This window comes from Pelomicrobium sp. P1, from assembly GCF_052805615.1.
In genome coordinates this window covers 57,264-78,502 of record NZ_JBRBEM010000009.1, presented here as the reverse complement: position 1 = coordinate 78,502, position 21,239 = coordinate 57,264, and the positions used below count along the sequence as shown (strand labels likewise).

At 68.4% G+C, this 21,239-nt stretch carries 20 protein-coding genes; 7 read left to right on the top strand and 13 right to left on the bottom strand.

Annotation, left to right across the window (positions count from 1 at the left end):
- Position 1: 1 nt before the first annotated feature.
- On the top strand, positions 2-1,615 hold the full coding sequence (locus ACUVYZ_RS10290; RefSeq protein WP_439934374.1) for a hydrogenase iron-sulfur subunit: 1,614 nt from the start codon (positions 2-4) through the stop codon (positions 1,613-1,615).
- Positions 1,612-3,051 (top strand): cbb3-type cytochrome c oxidase subunit I, encoded by a 1,440-nt coding sequence (locus tag ACUVYZ_RS10285; protein ID WP_439934375.1) that lies wholly within the window; start codon positions 1,612-1,614, stop codon positions 3,049-3,051. The genes ACUVYZ_RS10290 and ACUVYZ_RS10285 overlap by 4 nt, the downstream gene beginning before the upstream one ends.
- On the opposite strand, the gene ACUVYZ_RS10280 is transcribed toward ACUVYZ_RS10285, so the two are convergent.
- Together ACUVYZ_RS10280 and ACUVYZ_RS10275 are read right to left on the bottom strand one after the other, a co-directional pair.
- The gene (locus ACUVYZ_RS10280; protein WP_439934376.1) at positions 3,029-3,211 is read right to left on the bottom strand and encodes a hypothetical protein; all 183 of its coding nucleotides are present in this window, start codon (positions 3,209-3,211) and stop codon (positions 3,029-3,031) included. The genes ACUVYZ_RS10285 and ACUVYZ_RS10280 overlap by 23 nt on opposite strands.
- An 88-nt stretch (positions 3,212-3,299) precedes the next feature.
- Complete coding sequence (locus ACUVYZ_RS10275) at positions 3,300-3,839, bottom strand: CDP-alcohol phosphatidyltransferase family protein (RefSeq protein ID WP_439934377.1); 540 nt, start codon at positions 3,837-3,839, stop codon at positions 3,300-3,302.
- Between the two features lie 101 nt (positions 3,840-3,940).
- On the opposite strand from ACUVYZ_RS10275, the gene ACUVYZ_RS10270 reads away from it, so the two are divergent.
- On the top strand, positions 3,941-5,884 hold the full coding sequence (locus ACUVYZ_RS10270; RefSeq protein WP_439934378.1) for an ATP-dependent DNA helicase: 1,944 nt from the start codon (positions 3,941-3,943) through the stop codon (positions 5,882-5,884).
- Between the two features lie 20 nt (positions 5,885-5,904).
- A complete protein-coding gene (locus tag ACUVYZ_RS10265) occupies positions 5,905-6,288 on the top strand; it encodes a hypothetical protein (RefSeq protein ID WP_439934379.1) in 384 nt (127 codons plus the stop codon).
- A gap of 73 nt (positions 6,289-6,361) precedes the next feature.
- Here ACUVYZ_RS10265 and rimO read toward each other — a convergent pair whose 3' ends face one another.
- Together rimO and phaR are read right to left on the bottom strand one after the other, a co-directional pair.
- Positions 6,362-7,735 carry a 30S ribosomal protein S12 methylthiotransferase RimO gene (gene rimO / locus ACUVYZ_RS10260; protein WP_439934380.1) on the bottom strand — a complete coding sequence of 458 codons (1,374 nt, stop codon included), beginning with the start codon at positions 7,733-7,735 and terminating at the stop codon, positions 6,362-6,364.
- Positions 7,736-7,761: 26 nt separating this feature from the next.
- Positions 7,762-8,385: a polyhydroxyalkanoate synthesis repressor PhaR gene (gene phaR / locus ACUVYZ_RS10255; protein ID WP_439934381.1), complete on the bottom strand. Its 624-nt coding sequence runs from the start codon at positions 8,383-8,385 to the stop codon at positions 7,762-7,764.
- 228 nt (positions 8,386-8,613) lie between these two features.
- Here phaR and ACUVYZ_RS10250 point away from each other — a divergent pair, with 228 nt between their 5' ends.
- Positions 8,614-9,168 carry a phasin family protein gene (locus tag ACUVYZ_RS10250; RefSeq protein WP_439934382.1) on the top strand — a complete coding sequence of 185 codons (555 nt, stop codon included), beginning with the start codon at positions 8,614-8,616 and terminating at the stop codon, positions 9,166-9,168.
- A 135-nt stretch (positions 9,169-9,303) separates the two neighbouring features.
- On the opposite strand, the gene phbB is transcribed toward ACUVYZ_RS10250, so the two are convergent.
- From phbB to rluD, 5 genes are all read right to left on the bottom strand, one after another.
- Complete coding sequence (phbB, locus tag ACUVYZ_RS10245; RefSeq protein WP_439934383.1) at positions 9,304-10,047, bottom strand: beta-ketoacyl-ACP reductase; 744 nt, start codon at positions 10,045-10,047, stop codon at positions 9,304-9,306.
- A 58-nt stretch (positions 10,048-10,105) separates the two neighbouring features.
- A complete protein-coding gene (locus tag ACUVYZ_RS10240; protein WP_439934384.1) occupies positions 10,106-11,893 on the bottom strand; it encodes a PHA/PHB synthase family protein in 1,788 nt (595 codons plus the stop codon).
- Positions 11,894-12,021: 128 nt separating this feature from the next.
- Entirely contained in the window at positions 12,022-12,801 is a 780-nt protein-coding gene (locus ACUVYZ_RS10235) for a ZIP family metal transporter (protein ID WP_439934385.1), read from the bottom strand.
- A 47-nt stretch (positions 12,802-12,848) separates the two neighbouring features.
- Positions 12,849-13,604: a peptidoglycan editing factor PgeF gene (gene pgeF, locus ACUVYZ_RS10230; protein ID WP_439934386.1), complete on the bottom strand. Its 756-nt coding sequence runs from the start codon at positions 13,602-13,604 to the stop codon at positions 12,849-12,851.
- A complete protein-coding gene (rluD, locus tag ACUVYZ_RS10225; protein ID WP_439934387.1) occupies positions 13,601-14,572 on the bottom strand; it encodes a 23S rRNA pseudouridine(1911/1915/1917) synthase RluD in 972 nt (323 codons plus the stop codon). The genes pgeF and rluD overlap by 4 nt, the downstream gene beginning before the upstream one ends.
- Between rluD and ACUVYZ_RS10220 the strand changes: the two genes are divergently transcribed.
- Positions 14,571-15,404, top strand: a complete 834-nt coding sequence (locus tag ACUVYZ_RS10220) for an outer membrane protein assembly factor BamD (protein WP_439934388.1) — start codon at positions 14,571-14,573, stop codon at positions 15,402-15,404. The genes rluD and ACUVYZ_RS10220 overlap by 2 nt on opposite strands.
- 2 nt (positions 15,405-15,406) lie before the next feature.
- Here ACUVYZ_RS10220 and ACUVYZ_RS10215 read toward each other — a convergent pair whose 3' ends face one another.
- From ACUVYZ_RS10215 to ACUVYZ_RS10200, 4 genes are all read right to left on the bottom strand, one after another.
- The gene (locus ACUVYZ_RS10215) at positions 15,407-15,646 is read right to left on the bottom strand and encodes a metal-sensitive transcriptional regulator (protein WP_439934389.1); all 240 of its coding nucleotides are present in this window, start codon (positions 15,644-15,646) and stop codon (positions 15,407-15,409) included.
- 58 nt (positions 15,647-15,704) lie between these two features.
- Positions 15,705-15,917, bottom strand: a complete 213-nt coding sequence (locus ACUVYZ_RS10210; protein ID WP_439934390.1) for a heavy-metal-associated domain-containing protein — start codon at positions 15,915-15,917, stop codon at positions 15,705-15,707.
- A gap of 27 nt (positions 15,918-15,944) precedes the next feature.
- Positions 15,945-18,395, bottom strand: coding sequence for a heavy metal translocating P-type ATPase (locus ACUVYZ_RS10205; protein ID WP_439934391.1), 2,451 nt, complete (start codon positions 18,393-18,395; stop codon positions 15,945-15,947).
- A 90-nt stretch (positions 18,396-18,485) separates the two neighbouring features.
- Complete coding sequence (locus tag ACUVYZ_RS10200) at positions 18,486-20,390, bottom strand: acetoacetate--CoA ligase (RefSeq protein ID WP_439934448.1); 1,905 nt, start codon at positions 20,388-20,390, stop codon at positions 18,486-18,488.
- Positions 20,391-20,637: 247 nt separating this feature from the next.
- Here ACUVYZ_RS10200 and ACUVYZ_RS10195 point away from each other — a divergent pair, with 247 nt between their 5' ends.
- Positions 20,638-21,222 carry a sigma-70 family RNA polymerase sigma factor gene (locus tag ACUVYZ_RS10195; RefSeq protein ID WP_439934392.1) on the top strand — a complete coding sequence of 195 codons (585 nt, stop codon included), beginning with the start codon at positions 20,638-20,640 and terminating at the stop codon, positions 21,220-21,222.
- Positions 21,223-21,239: the final 17 nt, after the last annotated feature.

Genomic DNA, 21,239 nt, shown 5'->3' with positions numbered 1-21,239 from the left:
AATGGTGGACGAAAGCCCGCTCCGCCATGAGGCTCGTTCCGGCTCGAGCCTGCGCCTGGCCCTGCTCGCCGGGCTGCAGACCCTCGAGGCCCTGTTCGACCGCGCCTTCACCCCCGCCCATAACCCCTGGCGCCACCTGGGGGCACTCGCCTTTTTCTTCTTCTGGGTAGTGGTGGTCTCCGGCGTCTATCTCTACGCGTCCAGCGAAAGCGGAGTGGAGCGCGCCTATCGCTCGGTGGAGCGTTTGACCCGGGAGCGGTGGTACCTGGGCGGAGTGGCCCGCAGCCTCCACCGCTATGGGTCCGACGCCTTCATGATCGCGATGCTGCTGCATCTGGCGAAGGAATGGATCGCCGGACGCTATCACGGCTTCCGCTGGTTTTCCTGGGTGACGGGAGTGCCACTGCTCCCCCTCGCCCTGGCCTCCGGCGTGATCGGCTTCTGGCTGGTGTGGGACCGGCTCGCGCAGTTCGCGGCCCTGGCCACCGCCGAGTGGCTGGACGTGCTGCCGCTCTTCTCGGAGCCCCTGGCGCGCAACTTCCTCACCCCCGGCGACGTGACCGACCGTTTCTTCACCCTGGCCATGTTCCTCCACCTGGGGCTGCCCCTCGCCCTGCTGCTCCTCGCCTGGATCCACGTCCAGCGCATCAGCCGCCCGGTCGTGCATCCCCCCCGGCCGCTGGCCCTGGGCACCCTCGCTGCGCTGATCGCCCTTGCCCTCCTCAAGCCGGTCACGAGCCACGCGCCGGCGGATCTGGCCATCGTTCCCGCGGAGCTTAGGTTCGACTGGTTCTACCTCTTTCCTTTCCCGGCCGTTTACGCCTGGTCGCCGGCCGGGGTTTGGATCCTCGGCGGCGCGATCGCGCTGCTCCTCCTGTTGCTGCCCCTGCTGCCCCATCCCCCGCGCTCGCCGGTGGCCCAGGTGAGCCTCGCCAACTGCAACGGCTGCGGGCGCTGCCACGAGGATTGCCCGTACGCCGCAGTGGTGCTGCGGCCCCGCAGCGACGGGCGCCGGGCGCCGCGGGAGGCGGTGGTGCTGCCGGAGCTGTGCGCCGGGTGCGGCATCTGCGCCGGAGCGTGCCCCTCCTCCACACCGTTTCGCAGCGCCGCCCCCCTCGTGACCGGCATCGACATGCCCCAGCTTCCCATCGGGGCGTTGCGGGCGCGGCTCGAGCGCGCGGTGGCGGCCCTGGAAGGGCGGCCCAAGATCGTGGTCTTCGGCTGCGATTGGGGCACCGATGTGGAGCGGCTGCGCGGGCCTGGCATTGCTGCCTTCCGCCTGCTGTGTACCGGGATGCTGCCCCCGTCCTTCATCGAATACGCCCTGCGGGGCGGCGCCGACGGCGTGCTGGTGACCGGCTGCCGCGAGGGGGACTGCGCCTTCCGGCTGGGCAACCGGTGGACCGAGGAGCGGCTCCGCGGACAGCGGGAACCCCATCTGCGCCGCAACGTTCCCGCCGAGCGGTTGCGGGTGTTCTGGGCCGGCCCCCGGGACTTCCACCGGCTGGCGGACGAGCTCGAGCGCTTCCGTGCCCATGTCGCGGCCCTTCGGGCGCCGCCCAGGGCCGCGGAGCGGGGGCTCGACCACCGGAGAGACGGGGCTTTGCTCCCATGAGAGCGCTGGCTCAGGCCGCGGTTCGCCGGCTGCCATCTTCGGTGCGTGCCGCGGGAGGGCGATACGCGCTCCCGATTCCCACGGGGGCGCGGCGCATCCTGGCGATGGTCTGGCTCGGGCTCGGGCTCGTGTCGCTCATCCTCTCGGGGCTCTTCTCGGTGCTGCTGGTGCTCTCGCGGGCTCCCTACGTGAAGGACGTCTTCCCTCTGGTGGACTTTTTCCACGTGGCCCTGGTGGTCCACGTGGACCTCTCGGTGCTGGTGTGGTTCATCGCCTTCGCCGGCGTGTTCTGGACCCTGAACAGCACGCCCCGGTGGCTGCCCCTGGGCTGGGTCGCTTTCGTCTTCGCCGTCGCCGGAACGCTCTTCATGTCGGCAGCCCCGTTCCTCGCCCGCGAGCCCGCGGTGATGAGCAACTACGTTCCGGTGCTGGACGGCCCCCTGTTCCTCGCCGGGCTTTCGGTGTTCGGCCTCGGCTTCGCGCTGCTCACCGTGCGCAGCATGGCTGCCGTGCCGCCGGTGGGAAAGCGTCCCGACGGCGCCGCGGCCCTGCGTTTCGGCTTGAATGCCTCGGTGGTGTCGGCGGCGGTGGCCCTGCTCGCCTTCGCCTGGTCATACTTTCTCGTCCCGGCCGGGCTCGAGGGCAAGGCCTATTACGAGCTCCTGTTCTGGAGCGGCGGGCACGTGCTCCAGTTCACCTACACGCTTCTGATGTTTGTCGCGTGGTTGTGGCTCGCCGGCGCCGCGGGCGCCCGGGTACCCCTCACGCCCCGTGTGGTCCTGCTCCTGTTCGGGGTCGGCCTGGTCTCGGTGTTCGGCACGCCCCTGATCCATCTCGCCCACGACATCACGTCGGTGGAATATCACCGCTGGCACACCTGGCTCATGGGATTCGGCGGCGGGCTGGCGATCCTGCCCTTCGCCCTGGCCATGGCGCTCGCCCTGGGGAGCGCGCCTCCCGCGGGCGCCGAAGAGCGCCCGCTGCGGGCGGCCCTCCTCGTCTCCCTGGTCCTCTTCGGAACGGGGGGCGCGATCGGTCTCGCCATCGAGGGCAGCAACGTCAAGATCCCGGCCCATTACCACGGCTGCATCGTGGGGGTGACCCTGGCGTTCATGGGGATCACCTACCATCTGCTGCCGCGGCTGGGCTTCGCCGCGCCCAGGCCGGTGCTCGCCACCTGGCAGTGCTACCTCTACGGCGGGGGCCAGCTCCTCCACATCCTGGGGCTGCTCTGGTCCGGAGGCTACGGGGTGCAGCGGAAGATGGCGGGAAGCGCCGAGGTGCTGGAAGGCTTCGGCCGCACGGCGGGCATGGGCCTCATGGGGTTGGGCGGGCTCGTCGCCGTCGCCGGCGGGCTGCTGTTCATCCTGGTGGTGCTGCTGGCGGTGACCTCCAGGCCGCGCCATCGCCCGCTCACGGGCCGGAGAGGGTGTTGATGAGCCAGAAGGTGAACACGGCTAGGGGCAGGATGATGGCGAAATAAACGAGGCTCCGATTCTCGAACCGGGCGCCGCGGGCGCGCTCGAGGCGATCCAGGATCCAGTCGGCGAGGAAGTACAGCCCGATGGCGACGACGGTGAAGTAGACGATTTCCATGGGGGCCCGGCGGCCTGAAGCAGGGGCCCATTTAAACACGGCCGCCCCGGCGGGGACTTGATGGAAATCAAGGACCCGCTCGCCGGCGTCAGCCTTCGTGCCGGGCCGCTTTGCGGCCCCACAGCCAGACGTAATGGACGCCGGAGAGCACGGTGAACAGGGCCACCAGGGCGAACAGGGGCGCGTGCGCGGGCTCCGCCTCCACGTAGCCGGCGACGTCCGCGAGCAGCAGGAGCAGCAGGGCGAACTGGAAGAAGGTGCAGGTCTTCCCCAAGACGGTGGGCTGCATGTGGTAGGAGCCGATCGCCAGGCGGTAGCTCACCGCGCCCACCACGAGCACAAAGTCCCGGCCCAGCATCAGGGCCGCGAGCCACAGGGGCAGCACCTGGATCCAGGCGAGCCCCAGCACGGTGGCAAAGATCAGCAGCTTGTCGGCCATGGGGTCCAGCACCGCCCCGATGGAGGTGCGCTGGTCGAAGCGGCGCGCCACGAAGCCGTCCAGGGCGTCGCTCGCCGCCGCGACCACGAACGCCCAGAAGGCGAGGGCGTGGTTCCCCTGCAGCAGGAAATAGGCGAGAGCCGGCACCAGGCACAGCCGGAGCAGGGTGATGGCGTTGGCCGCGTTCATGCAAACCGGAGACGAAAAGGGCTCACCCGGATTTTAAGGAACCTGGGCGCGAGCCGCACGGCCCTTGCCATGGTAGACTCGCGGAGAAACTCTCCGCCGTCATGCTCGATCTGGAGCGCGTCTTCGCCGAGGACGGGCCCCTCGCCCGCCGCATTCCCCACTATCGTGCCCGGCCCCAGCAACTGGAGATGGCGAGCGTCATCGCCCGAGCCATTGAGGAGCGCCGGATCCTGGTGGCGGAGGCGGGCACCGGCACGGGTAAGACCTTCGCCTACCTGGTGCCCGCTCTAATCCGCGGCGGCAAGGTGATCCTTTCCACTGGAACCAAAACGCTCCAGGACCAGCTCTACCACCGGGACCTGCCCACGGTGCGGGCCGCCCTGGGGCTTCCGGTGACCGTGGCCCTGCTCAAGGGACGCGCCAACTACGTGTGCCAGCACCATCTGCAGCGCAGCCTAGCGGAAGCTCGCTTCGCCAGCCGGGAAGCGGCGGCCCACCTCGAGCGGGTGCGCCAATTCGCGGCCGTTTCCGGGACCGGGGACCGGGCGGAGCTACCCGATGTGCCCGAGGACTCCCCCGTGTGGCCAGCGGTCACGTCCACCCGGGACAACTGCCTGGGGACCGGCTGCCCGTATTACGACCGCTGTTTCCTCATGCGGGCCCGGCGCGCAGCGCTGGCGGCGGACGTGGTGGTGGTGAACCACCACCTCTTTTTCGCCGACCTGGTGCTGCGGGACGTGGGCGTCGCGGAGCTCCTGCCCGCGTGTAACACGGTGGTGTTCGACGAGGCTCACCAGCTCCCGGAGACCGCCACCCTTTTCTTCGGCGAAAGCGTAGGAAGCGGTCAATTGATCGAGCTGGCCCGGGACGCCCGGGCGGAAGGCGCGGCGGCGGCCCGGGACTTCCAGCGCCTGCCCGAGGCGGCCCAGGCCCTGGACAAGGCCGCCCGGGATCTTCGCCTGGCGGTGGGCGAGGCCCCCGGCCGGTGGCCCGCCCGCCAGGCCATGGAGCGGCCCGGGTTTGGCCCCGCGCTGGACGCAGTGGCCGAGGCCCTCGCACGGCTCGAGCGCCTGCTGGAATCCCAGGTGGCCCGGGCCGAGGGCCTGGCCCATTGCCATGAGCGGGCGGCGCGACTCTCGGCCCTCCTCGTCCGCTGGCGGTCGGAGGAGGCGGACGAGTCGGTGCGCTGGGTGGAGGCCTTTCATCAGGCGCTGCAGCTTCACCGCACGCCCCTTTCGGTGGCCTCCGTCTTCAGCCGGCAGATCGCGAGCCCGCCCCGGGCGTGGATCTTCACCTCGGCCACCTTGTCCGTTGCCGGCCGCTTCGACCATTACTGCCGGGAGCTGGGGCTCGACGGGGCGGCCACGGCGAGCTGGGAAAGCCCCTTCGATTACCCGAACCACGCCCTCCTATACCTGCCCGAGGGACTGCCGGAGCCGGCCCATTCGGACCACACCGAGGCGGTGACCCGGGCGGCGCTGCCGGTGCTCAAAGCGAGCCGGGGACGGGCGTTTCTCCTGTTCACCTCCCTCAAGGCCATGCAGCGGGCCCACGGGCTGCTCAAGGAAGCCCTGGCGCGGGAGGGCCTGGACTATCCCGTGCTGCTCCAGGGGGAGGGATCCCGCTCGGCCATGCTGGATCGTTTCCGCAACGCGAACCACGCCATCCTGCTCGGGAGCCAGTCGTTCTGGGAGGGCGTGGACGTGCCAGGGGAGCAGTTGTCCGTGGTGGTGATCGACAAGCTGCCCTTCGCGCCGCCCGACGATCCCGTGTTCGCCGCCCGGCTCGAGCATTTGCGGGCGGCGGGGGGCGACCCGTTCAACGACTATCAGCTCCCGGAGGCGGTGATCACCCTGAAGCAGGGCGCGGGACGCCTCATCCGCAGCGAGACCGACCGGGGGGTGCTCATGATCTGCGATCCGAGGCTCCTCACCCGCTCCTACGGCCGCCGCATCCTGGCGAGCCTGCCCCCCATGGGACGCACCCGCCGCCTCGAGGAGGTGCTGGCCTTCCTCACCTCCCCGGGCCATACTCGTAGAGAATGAAAGCCGATGAGGAGACGCCGATGGAACAGCTTCCGGAAAACGTCCAGACCCTGCTCAAGGACCTGCGCGTCTATCTCGCCAACAGCAACGACCCGTGGGAATCCCGGCGGGCCCTCATGTACCGCATCAACGAGGTGATCGGCGGTGGGGAATCGGAGGTGTTCGTGGCCAACGTGCGGGAGCTGTCCCGCATCGGCGCGAGCTACGCCGAGATGATGCAGACCTTTCAGCGCCTCTTGACGTCCTACCCAGCTGGCGGCGCCACCGCTGACCTTTTCGCCCGGGCGTTCGCTCCCAACCCTTTTGCCGCCGCCCCGTTGAACGAGTTCCTGCGCCAGCTCACCGAGCTCTTCAACGCCCAGTCGGCGGCGCTGCGGGGAGGGGAGACGGGGAAGAAAGGCTAGCCCGGATGGACACGGATTTTCACGGACAAAGGCGGCGTTACCCGCTCATCCTTGGTTGATTCCGAGACGGGTGTCAGCCTGCTGCCGTCCGCGCGACCTGCTGCGGCGCCCGTCCAACGGGGATGGCGCGCAGATCGTGGGTGTCCGAGCCGGTGATGGTCACTTCCACCAGGTCTCCCGGTTTGAGCCCAGACGCTCCCTCCACCCGCACGACGCCGTCGATCTCCGGCGCATCGCCGGGGCCGCGGCCCAGGGCGTGGCGCGGGGTCACCTGGTCGATCAGGACAGGCATCCTGGCGCCCACCTTGCGGGCCAGCCGCTTGCGGCTCACCCGCGCCTGGACCTCCATGAGACGCGAGCGCCGCGCTTCTTTCACCTCTTCCGGCACGGGATCGGGCAGGGCGTTGGCGGCGGCGCCCTCCACCGGCGAGTAGGCGAAGCAGCCCACCCGGTCCAGCTCGGCTTCTTCCAGGAACCGGAGCAGCGCCTCAAACTCCGCCTCCGTCTCCCCCGGAAAGCCCACGATGAAGGTGCTGCGGATCGTGAGCCCCGGCACCTGGGTCCGCCAGGCGCGGATGCGCTGGAGGTTGTCCTCGCCGCTGGCGGGGCGCTTCATGAGCTTCAAGATGCGCGGGCTCGCGTGCTGGAACGGCACGTCCAGGTACGGCAGGACCTTGCCTTCCGCCATCAGGGGGAGCACCTCGTCCACATGGGGATAGGGATAGACGTAGTGTAGCCGGACCCAGACCCCCAGCCCGGAGAGAGCCCGAACGAGGTCGGCGAAGCGGGTCTTCACCGGCCGGCCGTTCCAGAAGCCGGTGCGGTACCTCACGTCCACCCCGTAGGCGCTCGTGTCCTGGGCGATGACCAGCAGCTCCTTCACGCCCGATTCCACCAGCGCCTCCGCCTCCCGCATCACCTCGCCGACGGGCCTGCTCACCAGGTCGCCCCGCAGGGACGGAATGATGCAGAAGGTGCAGCGGTGGTTGCACCCCTCCGAAATCTTGAGATACGCGTAATGGCGGGGCGTGAGCCGCAGTCCCTGGGGCGGCACCAGATCGAGGAAGGGATCGTGGGGCTTGGGGAGATGGCGATGCACCGCCGCCATCACTTCGTCCAGGGCCTCAGGGCCGGTCACCGCCAGCACCCGGGGGTGGGTTCGTTGCACCAGCGTCCCCTTGGCGCCCAGGCAGCCGGTCACGATCACCCGCCCGTTCTCTGCCAAGGCTTCGCCGATGGCCGCCAGGGATTCCTCCACCGCGGCTTCGATGAAGCCGCAGGTGTTGACCACCACCAGGTCCGCGCCGTCGTAAGTGGGCGCGATGTCGTACCCCTCCGCGCGCAGTTGGGTCAAGATGCGCTCGGAATCCACCAGGGCCTTGGGACAGCCCAGGGAGACGAAACCGACCCGGGGCGCGCGGCGGCGAAGGCGGCGGGCAGGAGACATCGTGCTGCGAGCCAGGGGACGGCGCTTTAAGGGTTCTTCTTGCCCTGCTCCGTGGATTCACCCGCGCTCGAGGTGTCAGGCGCGGATGACGGCTTGGACTCGGGCTCGCTGGGCGTTTGGAAGCCGGGGAATGGGAAGCCGCCGAAGAGGTTGCGGGTCTGCTTCTGCAACTGCTGCTGCATTTCGAGGAACAGGTTGGCGCTTTGCTCCAGATAATTGGAGAGCAATCCCTGGATGGCGGGACCCTGGATCTTGAGGAACTGGGCCCAGGCGTCGGAGTTGAAAAGGGGATTCTCCCCGTACATGGCCTTGGATTGCTCCTGCAGCCGCTTCTGCATGTCGATGAAGGTCTGGATGTTCTTTTCCAGGTAACTGCCCATCATCCCCTGCATCGCATGGCCGTAGAAGCGGATGATCTGGGACAGCATGTCCCGGGAGAACATGGGCACGCCCCCGCTTTCCTCCTCCAGGATGATCTGCAGCAGGATGCTGCGCGTCAAATCCTCGTTGGTCTTGGCGTCCACCACCCGGAATTCCACGTGGTCCAGAACGAGCTGCTTGACGTCGGCCAGGGTGATGTAGCTGCTGGCCGCCGTGTCGTACAGGCGGCGATTCGGGTACTTCTTGATGAGACGGACCCCTTCGCTCATGGCGGCACCCGCAACAAAAGACAAATCAATATATTACAGAAAGCCTGCTATAAATACAGCAAGCCCGCGGACGCTCGGAACCGCCCGGGAGAACCGGGGCCGGGCAGCCTTTTTGCTGCACTGCGCAATAATCCTTGACAGCAGCCTTTCCAGCAGCCTACAATGGAATTGTGCAATGCAGCAACAAGGTTTTTTCGAGCATCCGCCGAAGGAGCGATGGAGGTTATCATGGTCAAGATTCCTGAGCAGTTTTCCGATCTGGGCAAAGGCAACGTGGAAGCGGCCCTGAAGTTCGCCAAGCTGTCCATGGACAGCGCCGAGAAGCTGGTCCGCCTGCAATTGGAGGCGGCTCGCGCCGCGATGGAAGAGTACGCGAAAACCGCCCGCGCCCTGGCCGAGGCCAAGGACGTGCAGAGCGCGGCGAGCCTCAGGCTCAAGATCGCCGAGTCGAACATCGAGAACGCGCTCAAGTACGCCCGCAGCGTCTACGAAGTGGCCTCCCAAGCCCAGGGCGAGCTGGCGAAGCTGTTCGAGCAGCAGATGCAGAGCGTGGGCAAGGAAATGCAGGGCGCCCTGGAAAAAGCCAGCGCGGGCGCGCCGCCGGGCAGCGAGATCGCGGTCACGGCCCTCAAGACCACCATCGCCGCCGCTCAAACCGCCCTGGATACCATGACCAAGGCGGCCAAGCAGATGGCAGAACTGGCGGACGCCGGCGTCAAGGCCGCCACCGCCGCCACCGGCGAGGCGGTCAAGAAAGCGACCGGCAGCGCCAAGAAGGACTGAAACGGCTCCTCCTCCTCCTTTATCCTGGGGACTCTCTCCTCAGATAAAGGAACTGACGCCCCGGTGGGCAACCACCGGGGCTTTTTTTTGGATGGCGAAAGGAGAGACCGCGGGCGTGGAGAACGCCCGTTTCCCTCAGTACATGTGCTGTCCGCCGTTGATGGCGAAGTTGGCCCCCGTCACGTAGGCTGCTTCGTCCGAAGCGAGGTAGGCCACCAGGCCGGCCACTTCCTCCGGCTTGCCCAGGCGTCCCACCGGGATCTGGGGCAGGATCTTGCTCTCCAGCACATCTTGGGGGATCGCCAGGACCATCTTGGTACCGATATAGCCCGGCGAGATGGTGTTGACCGTCACCCCCTTTTTCGCCACTTCCAGGGCTAGCGCCTTGGTGAAGCCGTGCATGCCGGCCTTGGCGGCCGAGTAATTGGTCTGGCCGAAGGCGCCCTTCTGGCCGTTCACCGAGGAGATGTTGATGATGCGGCCCCAGCCCCGCTCCACCATGCCGTCGCACACCTGCTTGGTCATGTTGAAGCAGGAATCCAGGTTGGTGCGGATCACCGCATCCCAATCGGCCTTGGTCATCTTCCTGAAGGTCATGTCCCGGGTGATGCCGGCGTTGTTGACCAGGATGTCCACCGGCCCCACGTCTTTCTGCACCTGCTGCATGGCGGCCGCGCACGACTCGTAGTCCGCCACGTCCACCCCCACGGTGTAGAACGTGTAGCCCTTGGCCTTCATTTCGGCGGTCCATTCGGCCACTTTCTTGTTGCCCGGAGAGTGGGTGGCGACCACCTTGCAGCCCTGGTCGGCAAGCCGCATGCAGATGTATTCGCCCAGCCCGCCCATCCCGCCGGTGACCACTGCGACTCTTTGTGCCATGGTATGTCCTCCTGTGGTTGCTCCGGTACTGCGAGAAATCGGCTTGGGACGACCTCGCTCATTCGAACCGCGCTTTGACGTAGCTCCCGGGCGCCGGCTCGATGGGGGGATAAGCTGCGCTGCCGACTCCCGCGGGCGCCAGCACCGTGGGGCCGCTGCGCCGCTTGATCCAGCGGATCCAGTGCTTCCACCAGCTTCCGGGCACGGAGCGGGCGCCTTCCAGCCAGCCCTCGGGAGTGGCCGCCCGGAACTTGTTGATCCAGTAGTTGCGCCGGTTCTTCGACGCCGGGTTCACCACCCCAGCGATGTGGCCGCTCGCCGTCAGGATGAAGTCAATTTTGCCAGAAAGCAGCCGCGCGCTGGCATAGGCGGCGCGCCACGGCACGATGTGGTCCTCCTTGGCCGCCAGGAAGTAGGTAGGAACGCGTATCTTTCCCAGGTCTACGGGCACGCCGCAGAGGGTGAGGGCGCCTGGTGTCTTCAGCTCGTTCTGCAGGTACATGTGGCGCACGTACCAGCAATAGAGGGCCCCCGGCAGGTTGGCCCCGTCGCTATTCCAATAGAGGAGGTCGAAGGGGGGCGGCGTCTCCCCCAGCAGGTAGTTGTGGACCACGTAGTGCCAGATGAGATCCTGGGGACGCAGGCTGGCGAAGGCGGCGGCCAGCTCCGCGCCCCGCATGACCCCGCCTTCCCGGTACTCGGCTTCCTTCCTCGCCACGTAGGCTTCGTCGATGTACACCGAGATCTCCCCCGGGTCCTCGAAGTCCAGCATGGTGGTGAGGAAGGTGGCGCACTTCACCCGCTCGTCCCCCCGGGCGGCCAGCACCGCCAGGGCGGTGGCGAGCAGCGTGCCGCCGACGCAAAAGCCCAGCAGGTTCATCTGGGGCGCGCCGGCCACGGCGCCCACCACTTCCATGGCCTGGAACACGGCCCGCTCCAGGTAGTCCTCCCAGGTGAGATGTCCCAGCTCGGGGGGGATGTTGCGCCAGGAGATGAGAAACACCGTGAGCCCGTTTTCCACCGCGAAGCGCACGAAGGAATCCTCGGGTTGTAGGTCCAGGATGTAGTACTTGTTGATGAAGGGGGGCACGATGAGCAGGGGCAGGGCGTGCACCCGGGGCGTCGACGGTGCGTACTGGATGAGCTGCATGACCTCGTTCTGGTAGATCACTCCGCCCGGCGTGATGGCCAGGTTGCGGCCCACCTCGAAGGCCGATTCGTCGGTCATGGAGAGGCGCCCTTTCTCCAGGTCCGCGAGGAGATTCCTCAGGCCCCGCAGCAGGCTCTCCCCTTCGGTTTCCACGGCCCGCTTCAAGGCTTCCGGATTGGTGGCGGGGAAGTTGGCGGGGGAGAGGGCCTCGATCCACTGGCGGGTGAAGAACTGCACCTTGCGCTTGGCTACCTCATCCAGGGGAAGCTGGGCCGCGGCGGCGTTCAACCATTCCGCGTTGAGCAGGTAGGCGCGCCGCAAATAGTCGAAAAGGGGTTCCCGGCGCCATTCTGGGCTGCGGAAGCGCCGGTCGGGCTTGGCTTCTTCTTTGTCGCTTTCGGCGCCCAGTTGCCCCGCCAGCAGGCGCATCCACAGCGCCAGGTGGCGCTGGCCGTAGCGGTTTTGCAGGTCGAGCCACCGTTCCAGCTCGTGGGCGAGCCCGGCCGTCACGGCGCTCAGGATCTCCCCGCCGGCCAGGGGCGGGCGGTGGAGGGCCTTGAGCAAAACGGCGGGATCCAGCGCCACCTTCAGCGCCGGGGAAGCCTCCGGGACGGGAGCGCCAGCACCCTTTGCGGCCTGCGCCTGGGGTTCGTTCTTGCGGGGGGCGGGGCCTTTCGCTGGTCGGCCCGCGTCCATCGTCCCTCCGGAAGAAGAGGCCGGCGCAGCGGGCCCAGCCGAATGATCGGGCGCAGCCATGGGGTGAATGTGCGGTGAAAGCGCGGGGACGCAGCCCCAGCTATTCTTGGCGCCGCCTCTTTAGCCTGTCAATGGGCGTGGCCGCCCACCAGCGCCCCGACTGCCCAGATCGATCCCACGCCCAGGGCGATCAGCAGCACCTGGATGGCGCCGGCCTTGAGCGCCGGCGTACGGTGCAGGTCCGGGATCAGGTCCGCCACCGCTACGTAGATCATGCTGGCGGCGGCAAACCCGAGGAGCGGCGGCACCAGCTCCCGCATGCTCTCCAGCCCCGCGTAGCCGATCAGCGCCCCCAGGAGCATGGCCATGCTGGAGAGCAGGTTGAAGAGCAGGGCCTTGGCCTTGCTGAAACCGGAATGGAGCAGGACCAGGAAGTCGCCGGCTTCCTGGGGAATCTCGTGGGCGATGATGGCCAGCGCCGTGACGATGCCCAGGTGCAGGTTGGTGAGGAAGGCGGCGGCGATCAGCATCCCGTCGACGAAGTTATGGATGGTGTCGCCGATGAGGATGAGGATGCCGCTGCGGATGCGGGCCCCGGGCAGGAGCGCCGGGTCGTGGCCGTCCGAATGGTGGGTGTGGTGGTGGCGCCACAGCACCAGCTTCTCCAGCACGAAGAACACCACGATGCCGAGGAGCACGATGCCGCTCGTCTGCTCGATGCTCCTGCCATGGGCCATGGCTTCCGGCAGCATCTCCAGGAACGCTGCGCCGAGGAGCGCCCCGATGGCGTAGCTCACCAGCCAGGGAATCCAGGCGGCGCGGGCGGCGAGGGTGAGGGCTCCCGCCACCAGCACGCTCAAGAGGCCGCCCGTGAGGCTGGCGGCGATGATCCAGGCAAAAGGGGACATGGAAAGGACGCAGCGGCGAAACGGCGCATTATAGCCGCACCGCAGGCTCAATCGGTGAGCCACACCAGCGCCACCGTGCGCCCGGTGACCCGGTCTCGCCGGTAGGAATAGAAGCGTTGCGGTTGGCTGAAGGTGCAGTCCTCCTCCCCGTAGACCGCCCGCACCCCGCAGCCGTCCAGGCGCTGGCGGGCGAGCAGCGGCAGGTTGGCGAGCCACTTGCCGTTGTCCCGGGGCAGGAAGGCGAAGGCGGCCCGGGTCTCGTGGCGCAGGAACGCCTGCCGTACCTCGTCGCCCACCTCGAAGCTGTCGGGGCCGATGCAGGGCCCCAGCCAGGCCAGGAGCCGGGCGGGATCCGCCTCCATCGCCTCCACCGTGCGCTCGATCACGCCGGAGGCCAATCCCCGCCATCCGGCGTGGGCGATGCCTACCACGGTGGCATCCCGGTCGCATAGGAGGACCGGCAGGCAGTCGGCCACCTGCACCGCGCACACCACGCCGGGCGTGCGGGTCACGGCGGCATCGGCCTCTTTCTCCTCGGGCGTGCCGCGGGCTGCGGCCGGGTCGAGGCGGGCGACCGTGGCGCCGTGGACCTGCTTGAGCCAGCGGGGCTCGGCGGGCAGCCACCGCCGCAGCCGGCGCCGGTTCTCCGCGACGCACCGGGGGTCGTCCCCCACGTGCTCGCTCAGGTTGAGGGACGCGTAGGGGCCGCGGCTCACGCCCCCGGTGCGGGTAGTCGCGAGCGCCCGCACCCGGTCCGGCGCGGGCCAGTCGGGTAGGATGGGCTGAAGCGAATCGTCCGTCATGGTGAGCGCCGCAGCCTCTCCAGCAAGGCCGCCATGTCGGCGGGCAGCGGCGACTCCAGCTCCAGCTCGCGCCCGCCGGCCGGGTGGGGGACGACCAGCCGGGCAGCGTGGAGGGCCTGCCGCGGGAAAGCGGCGAGGAGGGCCGCGGCGGGGCCCTTGGGCGTCCCCCGGTACACGGGATCGCCCACCAGGGGATGGCCGATGGAATGGAGATGGACCCGGATCTGATGGGTGCGACCGGTTTCCAGGCGGCACAGGATCAGGGTGCATCCGGGAAGCCGTTCCAGGGCCCGGACGTGGGTGAGGGCGGGCTTGCCCGGCTCCACCACAGCCATGCGGGTGCGGTGCACCGGATGGCGGCCGATGGGCGCTTCGATCGTACGGCTGCCTGGTAGGGTCCCCAGGGCGAGGGCCAGGTACTCCCGCCGGATGCGGCGCTCGGCCAGGGCCCGCTGGAGGTGGGCGTGAGCCGCCAGGGTCTTCGCCACCACCAGCAGCCCGCTGGTCTCCTTGTCCAGGCGATGGACGATGCCCGCTCGGGGAAGCCCAGCCAGGGCGGGGGCGTGGTGGAGCAGGGCGTTGAGCAGGGTGCCCCCCCAGTTTCCGCTGCCGGGGTGGACCACCAGGCCGGCGGGCTTGTCGATGACGATGATCTCCTCGTCCTCGTAGACGATGGCGAGGGGCCGTCCCTCGGGGGCGTAGGCCGCCTCCCAGGGATCCGGCTGGAGCGCCACTTCCACCGTCTCTCCACCCCATACCCGGTCCTTGGCCGCCCGGGGCGTCCCGTTCACCCGCACGGCGCCGTCGCGGATCCAACGGGTCAAGCGGCTCCGGGAATATTCCGGCAGGAGCCGGGCGAGGGCCTGGTCGAGGCGCAAGCCGGCGCAGTTCTCTCCCACCCGCAGGCGCCGCAGGGGCGGGGAGGGCGCTGCGCTATAATCCGCCGGAGAAAGCGAGGAATCCGCCATGGCCGATAGTGTACTTGCAAGCCGCGCCCGCCGATCCCGGCGGGCTTGCGCCCGTGGAATTGCGGCCGCCGCGCTGCTTGCCCTCCTTTCGGGTTGCGGGCTCTTGCCCGCGGAAGGGGACCCCACCGAGGGCTGGTCCGCGAGCCGGCTCTATTCCGAGGCGAAGGAGGAGCTCAACAGCGGCAATTACCAGAACGCCGTCAAACTGTACGAGAAGCTGGAAGCGCGCTATCCCTACGGCCGCTACGCCTTGCAGGCCCAGTTGGAGATCGCCTACGCCTATTACAAGGACGGGGAGACGGCCTCCGCCATCAACGCCGCCGACCGCTTCATCAAGCTGCACCCCAACCACCCGAACGTGGACTACGCCTATTACCTCAAGGGATTGGTCAACTTCCAGTCGGACCTGGGCATTTTCTCCGCCCTGGGGGGCGACGACTTCAGCGACCGGGATCCCAAGGCGGCGCGGGAGGCCTTCGAGGCCTTCCGGGAGCTGGTGACGCGCTTTCCCGAAAGCCGCTACGCCGCCGACGCCCGGGCGCGCATGAACTACCTGGTGAACGCCCTGGCCTCCCACGAGATGCACGTAGCCCGCTATTACCTACGCCGGGGAGCCTACGTTGCAGCGGCCAACCGGGCGAAGTACGTGCTGGAGAACTATCCCCAGGCCCCGGCCCTGGAGGAGGCGCTAGCCATCATGGTGCGCGCCTACGACGCCTTGGGGATGCCCAAGCTGCGGGACGACGCGCGCCGGGTGCTGGAGCAGAATTTCCCCGGCAGCGTCTACCTGGCGGGCGGCCCGTCGCGCAAGCCCTGGTGGAAGCTCTGGTGAGATCAGCGGGCGAACTTGCGCACCACTTCCATCAGCTCGGCGATGGCCGCTTCCCCGTCTCCTGAGCGGATGGCGGTCTTCACGCACCCCTGGGTGTGGTCCTCCAGGAGCTGCATCGCCACAGCATCCAGCGCCGAGCGCAGCGCGGAGATCTGGATGAGGATGTCCACGCAGTAGCGGTCCTCCTCGATCATCCGCGCCACGCCCCGCACCTGGCCTTCGATCCGGTTGAGGCGCTTCATCAGGGCCTCCTTGCGGGGCTGCACCACCCGCTTCGGCGGGTGGGGAGGCTCGGATCGGCTACGCGGCGGCGACCTCATATCCCGCCCCCTCGATCGCCGCGCGCAGCGCCTCGTCGTTGGTGCGCATCGGGTCGTACTCGACCCGGGCCTCGCCTTTTTCCAGGGACACCTCGGCGCTCCCGACGCCGTCGATCCCCTCGAGCACGCTTTTCACGCTCTTCACGCAACCCTGGCAGCTCATGCCTTTCACTTTCAGGGTGACCGTTTGCATGGTTTTCTCCCTTTATCGAAAAAAACGCTAACCGGTGATGGAGGACGTGGGCACCGGCCGGCTGGCTTCCCTTGATCCGCGGCTTCGCTCCTCGGGGCCGGCGCCGGGCCGCCAGCGCCGGAGCAGCAGGGCGTTGCTCACCACCGACACGGAACTCATGGCCATGGCGGCGCCCGCGATCACCGGGTTGAGGAGCCCCAGGGCCGCCAGGGGGATGCCCAGCACGTTGTAGAAAAAGGCGAAGAACAGGTTCTGGCGGATCTTGGCCAGGGTCGCGCGGGAGAGGGAGAGGGCGTCCGCCACCCCATTCAGGTCGTTGCGCATGAGGGTGATGTCGGCGGTCTCCATGGCGACATCGGTGCCGGCCCCCATGGCGAAGCTCACGTCTGCGGCGGCGAGGGCCGGCGCGTCGTTGATGCCGTCGCCCACCATACCCACCGTTTCGCCCGCTTCCTTGAGGCGCAGCACCTCGATCCGCTTCTCCTCCGGCGAGAGGCCGGCGTGGAACCGGTCGATGCCCGCCTGCCGGGCCACGGCCCGGGCGGTGGCCTGGTTGTCCCCGGTGAGCATCACCACCTGGATTCCCATGGCCTTGAGCCGCGCCACGGCCCGAGGGGAGGTGGGACGCAGCCGGTCGGCGACGGCGATGGCGCCGAGAAGCCGCCCGTCCCAAGCCACTGCCACCACGCTCTTGCCCTCGGCTTCCAGGGGCGCCACCAGGGCCTCGTCCACCTTCACCCCCTGGCTTTCCAAGTGGGCGAGGGAGCCCAGCATCGCGGGCTTCCCCGCGACGCGCCCGCCCACGCCCCGGCCGGGCACCGCGGTGAAGTCGGCGAGGGGGAGCGGCGCGACCCCCGCTTCCTTCGCCCGCTCCGCGATGGCCCGGGCGAGGGGGTGCTCGGAGGCCTGCTCCAGGGCTGCCGCCACGGCGAGGAGCTCGCTCTTGGCGACCCCTGGCAGGGGGACCAGGTCGGTGACCGCCGGGCGCCCTTCGGTGAGGGTGCCGGTCTTGTCCACCACCAGGGTGGTGATGCGCTCGGCCCGCTCTAGGGCGGCGGCGTTCTTCACCAGCACGCCCGCCTGGGCGCCCCGGCCGGTGCCCACCATGATGGCGGTGGGAGTGGCGAGCCCCAGAGCACAGGGACAGGCGATCACCAGCACCGCCACGGCGTTGATCAGGGCGCCGGCGAAGTCGCCGCTCCCGACCCACCAGCCGGCCAGGGTCAGGGCGGCGATAATCACCACGATGGGGACGAAGATGCCGGAGATGCGGTCCGCCAGGCGCTGGATGGGCGCCTTGGAGCCTTGGGCTTCCTCCACCATGCGCACGATGGCAGCAAGCTGGGTCTCGGCCCCAACGCCGGTGGCGCGCAGCCGCAGGAACCCCTGCTGGTTCACGGTGCCGGCGTAGACCGGGCTGCCCGGCTGCTTGTTGACGGGCAGGCTCTCGCCGGTCAGCATGGATTCGTCCACGCTGGACGCGCCTTCCATCACCACCCCATCCACCGGGAAGCGCTCCCCGGGCCGCACCAGGAACACGTCTCCGGGCTTGAGGCTGGCGGCGTCCACTTCCAGGACCCGGCCGTCCCGCTCCACCCGGGCGGTCTTGGGCTGTAGCCGCATCAGCGCCTCGATGGCGGCCGAGGTCTTGCCCTTGGCGCGGGCTTCCAGGAGCTTGCCCAGCATCACCAGAGTGATGATGGCGGCGCTCGCTTCGAAATACACGTGCTGGCCCAGGGAGAAGGCGGTCACCACCGCGCTGAAGAAATAGGCGGCCGAGGTGCCCAGGGCGATGAGCACGTCCATGTTGGCCCCGCCTCCCCGCAGGGCGTGCCAGGCGCCTATGTAGAAACGGCGGCCGATCCAGAACTGCACCGGCGTGGCGAGCAGCCACTGGAGGGATCGCGGCAGAAGCTCCTCGTGGACGCCGCTCGCCATCTGCACCATCTGGGCGAGGAGCGGCGCGGTGAGGGCGGCGGAGATCCAGAAGCGCCTGAGCTCCCGGCGATAAGCCTGCTCGCGCTCGGCTTTCTCCCGGGCGCGGGTCTCCTCGGTGAGCTCGGCGGCGCCGTAGCCGGCGCGCTCCACCGCCGCGATCAGCGCGGGCACGTCGGCTAGGGCGGGCGAGTAGGTGACCCGCGCCCGCTCGGCGGCGAAGTTGACCGTCGCCTGCACCCCGGGCAGGCGGTTCAGCACCTTTTCGATGCGGGCGGCGCAAGCCGCGCAGGTCATGCCGGAGAGCTTGAGCTCCACGGTACGGGCGGGCACCTGGTAGCCCGCCCGCTCGATGGCTTCCTCGAGGGCTTCGGGTGGGATCAGTGCCGGGTCGAACTCCACCCGCGCCTTCTCCGCGTTGAAGTTGACCGCGGCCTGCACCCCGGGTAGGCGGTTCAGCACCTTCTCGATCCGGGCGGCGCAGGCCGCGCAGGTCATGCCCGCGACGGGAAGCTCCAGCGATTTGCGGTACGGCGCGTTCAAGGGTATTCCTCCCTGCCTGGCCCGGGCGGCCTCCGGCGAGCGCAGTCATCTTATACCCCACCAGGGTATAAGTCAACGGCGGGGCGTGCTTCAATCCCGCAGCTCGGGCCGGTTGCGGAACTGCTCCAGGGCCTCGGGGTTGGCGAGCGCCTCCAGGTTCTTCACCGGCCGGCCGTGCACCACGTTGCGCACGGCGAGCTCCACGATCTTGCCCGATTTGGTGCGGGGGATGTCGGTCACCTGCACGATCCTGGCGGGGACGTGGCGGGGCGTGGTGTTTTCCCGGATCTGGCGCTTGATTATGTCGATGAGCGCCTGATCCAGGGTGAGGCCCTCCTTGAGGCGCACGAACAGCACTACCCGCACATCGGTAGGGTGATCGGGCGGCCAGTCCTGGCCGATCACCAGGCTCTCTACCACCTCGGGCAACTGCTCCACCTGGCGATAGATCTCGGCGGTGCCGATGCGTACGCCCCCCGGGTTGAGCACCGCGTCCGAGCGCCCGTAGATGACGACCCCGTCATGCTCCGTGAGGGCCGCGTAATCCCCGTGGTGCCACACGCCGGGAAAGCGCTCGAAGTAGGCGGCGCGGTACTTGACCCCATCAGGGTCGTTCCAGAAGCCGACCGGCATGGAGGGGAAGGGGGCGGTGCACACCAGCTCCCCTTTCTCGCCCGGGGGAAGCGGGCGGCCTTCCTCGTCGAACACCTCCACCTTCATGCCGAGGCCCCGGCACTGGATCTCTCCGCGCCACACCGGCAGCAGGGGGCAGCCCAGGACGAAGCAGGAGACGATATCGGTGCCGCCGGAGATGGAAGAAAGGAGCAGGTCCTTTTTCACCTTGTCGTACACGTAATCGAAGGACTCGGGCAGAAGCGGCGAGCCGGTGGAGAGGATCGTTTTGAGAGAGGCGAGGCGATGGGTCTCTATGGGCGTTAGCCCAGCCTTTTTCACCGCGTCGAGGTACTTGGCGGAGGTGCCGAACACGGTGATGTCCTCGGCGTCGATGTAATCGAACAAAGCGGTGGGGCCAGGATGAAAGGGGGAGCCGTCGTAGAGCATGAGCGTCGCTTCCGAGGCCAGGCCCGAGGCGAGCCAGTTCCACATCATCCAGCCGCAGGTGGTGAAATAAAAAAGCCGGTCGCCGGGCTTGAGGTCGGTGTGTAGCTGGTGCTCCTTCAGGTGCTGGAGCAGAGTGCCGCCGGCGCCGTGGACGATGCACTTGGGCACGCCGGTGGTGCCGGAAGAGTAGAGGATGTAGAGGGGGTGGTGGAAGGGCAGGCGGGCGAATGGGATATCCTGGGGCGAATACGGGGCGATAAACTCGGCGAGGTGGATTCCCTTGGGCACCCGGCCCGCGTCCGGGCGCTCGCTCATGTAGGGCACCACCACCACCCGCTCTACGCTGGGCAACCGCGGGACGAACTCCGCCGCCCGAGCGAGGGAATCGAAGGCTTTCCCGCCGTAGTGATAGCCGTCGGCGGTGAAGAGCACCTTGGGCTCGATCTGGCCGAAGCGGTCCAGCACCCCTTGCACGCCGAAGTCTGGGGAGCAGGAAGACCACACGGCCCCCAGGCTCGCGGCCGCGAGCATGGCGATCACCGTCTCGGGCAGGTTGGGCAAGAAGCCCGCGACCCGGTCGCCGGGGCGCACCCCCGCGGCGGCGAGGGCTTGTGCCAGGCGCGAGACCTCGTCGTAGAGCTTGGCGTGGGTGAGGCGGCGCCTGCGCCCCGCCTCGTCCCGGAAGACGAGGGCCAGCGCCTCGTCCCGTCGGCGCAAGCAGTTTTCGGCGAAGTTAAGCCGCGCGTCCGGAAAGAAGCGGGCTCCGGGCATTTTGTCCCCGTCCACCAGCACCCGCTCGCCCCGGGTTTCAGCGACGACGCCGCAGAAATCCCACACCGAGACCCAGAACCGCTCAGGCTGTTCGATGGACCACCGATAGAAGCCCCCGTAGTCCTGGGCCTCCACGCCCCATCGGGCGCCCACGTGGGCCATGAAGGCAGTCAGGTTGGCTCTAGCGATGCGTTGCGGCGATGGGGTCCAGAGGGGTCGTTCCACACTCCACCTCCAAGGGCTTTGAGCTCCGAGGGCTGAATCCAGCCGCTCTCGTCATCCGTACTAAGAAAATTGTATGCCAAAGGACGAGCCTGCAGCGCTGCCGGCCGCAAGCGGGCATTATCTTAACTATATATACTGCTGGCGAAGGCCGGGCCCGATTCGGCCTTCGTCGACGGGAGAAGCTATGGTCCGATCCCGCCAAAAGGCTTCTACGGCGCTCGATGCCGAGGACACGCCCGCCCGGTTGCTCGCGCGCTGTGCGCTGCGGGACGAGAGGGCTCTGGAGCGGCTTTATCGCTTGACCTCGCCTCGGCTGTTTGCCCTGGCGCTGCGCATGCTCAGGCGCCGGGATTGGGCCGAAGACGTCCTCCAGGACTGTTTCCTAGCGGTATGGCGCCATGCCGCGGATTATCGGCCGGAGCGAGGCGAGGCCCTCGCCTGGATGGCTGCGATTTTGCGTAACCGGGCGCTGGATTGGCTGCGGCGGGTCGATCCAGAGACTCCCTTGGAAGGTGAAGCGTTCTCGGAGCTGGCCGTGGAGGACGAGCATGCGGATCCGCCGGATCGAATGCTTTCCTCCACCGCGGCACGGGTGCTGCAGGAGTGCCTGGCGCGGCTCCAATCGCGCCAACGCCAGGCGATTGCCCTCGCCTACTACCAGGGCCTAACCCATGAAGAGCTGGCACAGCACATGGGCGAGCCCCTGGGCACGGTCAAGACATGGATCCGGCGAGGTCTCGAGCAGTTGCGCAGGTGCCTGGGGCGATGAGATACGACAATCCACGG

What these genes read in the sequence shown, in the direction of transcription:
- ACUVYZ_RS10290 (WP_439934374.1), top strand. Translation starts at nt 2, where the DNA reads ATGGTGGACGAAAGCCCGCTCCGCCATGAGGCTCGTTCCGGCTCGAGC.
- ACUVYZ_RS10285 (WP_439934375.1), top strand. Translation starts at nt 1,612, where the DNA reads ATGAGAGCGCTGGCTCAGGCCGCGGTTCGCCGGCTGCCATCTTCGGTG.
- ACUVYZ_RS10280 (WP_439934376.1), bottom strand. Translation starts at nt 3,211, where the DNA reads ATGGAAATCGTCTACTTCACCGTCGTCGCCATCGGGCTGTACTTCCTC.
- ACUVYZ_RS10275 (WP_439934377.1), bottom strand. Translation starts at nt 3,839, where the DNA reads ATGAACGCGGCCAACGCCATCACCCTGCTCCGGCTGTGCCTGGTGCCG.
- ACUVYZ_RS10270 (WP_439934378.1), top strand. Translation starts at nt 3,941, where the DNA reads ATGCTCGATCTGGAGCGCGTCTTCGCCGAGGACGGGCCCCTCGCCCGC.
- ACUVYZ_RS10265 (WP_439934379.1), top strand. Translation starts at nt 5,905, where the DNA reads ATGGAACAGCTTCCGGAAAACGTCCAGACCCTGCTCAAGGACCTGCGC.
- rimO (WP_439934380.1), bottom strand. Translation starts at nt 7,735, where the DNA reads ATGTCTCCTGCCCGCCGCCTTCGCCGCCGCGCGCCCCGGGTCGGTTTC.
- phaR (WP_439934381.1), bottom strand. Translation starts at nt 8,385, where the DNA reads ATGAGCGAAGGGGTCCGTCTCATCAAGAAGTACCCGAATCGCCGCCTG.
- ACUVYZ_RS10250 (WP_439934382.1), top strand. Translation starts at nt 8,614, where the DNA reads ATGGTCAAGATTCCTGAGCAGTTTTCCGATCTGGGCAAAGGCAACGTG.
- phbB (WP_439934383.1), bottom strand. Translation starts at nt 10,047, where the DNA reads ATGGCACAAAGAGTCGCAGTGGTCACCGGCGGGATGGGCGGGCTGGGC.
- ACUVYZ_RS10240 (WP_439934384.1), bottom strand. Translation starts at nt 11,893, where the DNA reads ATGGACGCGGGCCGACCAGCGAAAGGCCCCGCCCCCCGCAAGAACGAA.
- ACUVYZ_RS10235 (WP_439934385.1), bottom strand. Translation starts at nt 12,801, where the DNA reads ATGTCCCCTTTTGCCTGGATCATCGCCGCCAGCCTCACGGGCGGCCTC.
- pgeF (WP_439934386.1), bottom strand. Translation starts at nt 13,604, where the DNA reads ATGACGGACGATTCGCTTCAGCCCATCCTACCCGACTGGCCCGCGCCG.
- ACUVYZ_RS10220 (WP_439934388.1), top strand. Translation starts at nt 14,571, where the DNA reads ATGGCCGATAGTGTACTTGCAAGCCGCGCCCGCCGATCCCGGCGGGCT.
- rluD (WP_439934387.1), bottom strand. Translation starts at nt 14,572, where the DNA reads ATGGCGGATTCCTCGCTTTCTCCGGCGGATTATAGCGCAGCGCCCTCC.
- ACUVYZ_RS10215 (WP_439934389.1), bottom strand. Translation starts at nt 15,646, where the DNA reads ATGAAGCGCCTCAACCGGATCGAAGGCCAGGTGCGGGGCGTGGCGCGG.
- ACUVYZ_RS10210 (WP_439934390.1), bottom strand. Translation starts at nt 15,917, where the DNA reads ATGCAAACGGTCACCCTGAAAGTGAAAGGCATGAGCTGCCAGGGTTGC.
- ACUVYZ_RS10200 (WP_439934448.1), bottom strand. Translation starts at nt 20,390, where the DNA reads ATGGCCCACGTGGGCGCCCGATGGGGCGTGGAGGCCCAGGACTACGGG.
- ACUVYZ_RS10195 (WP_439934392.1), top strand. Translation starts at nt 20,638, where the DNA reads ATGGTCCGATCCCGCCAAAAGGCTTCTACGGCGCTCGATGCCGAGGAC.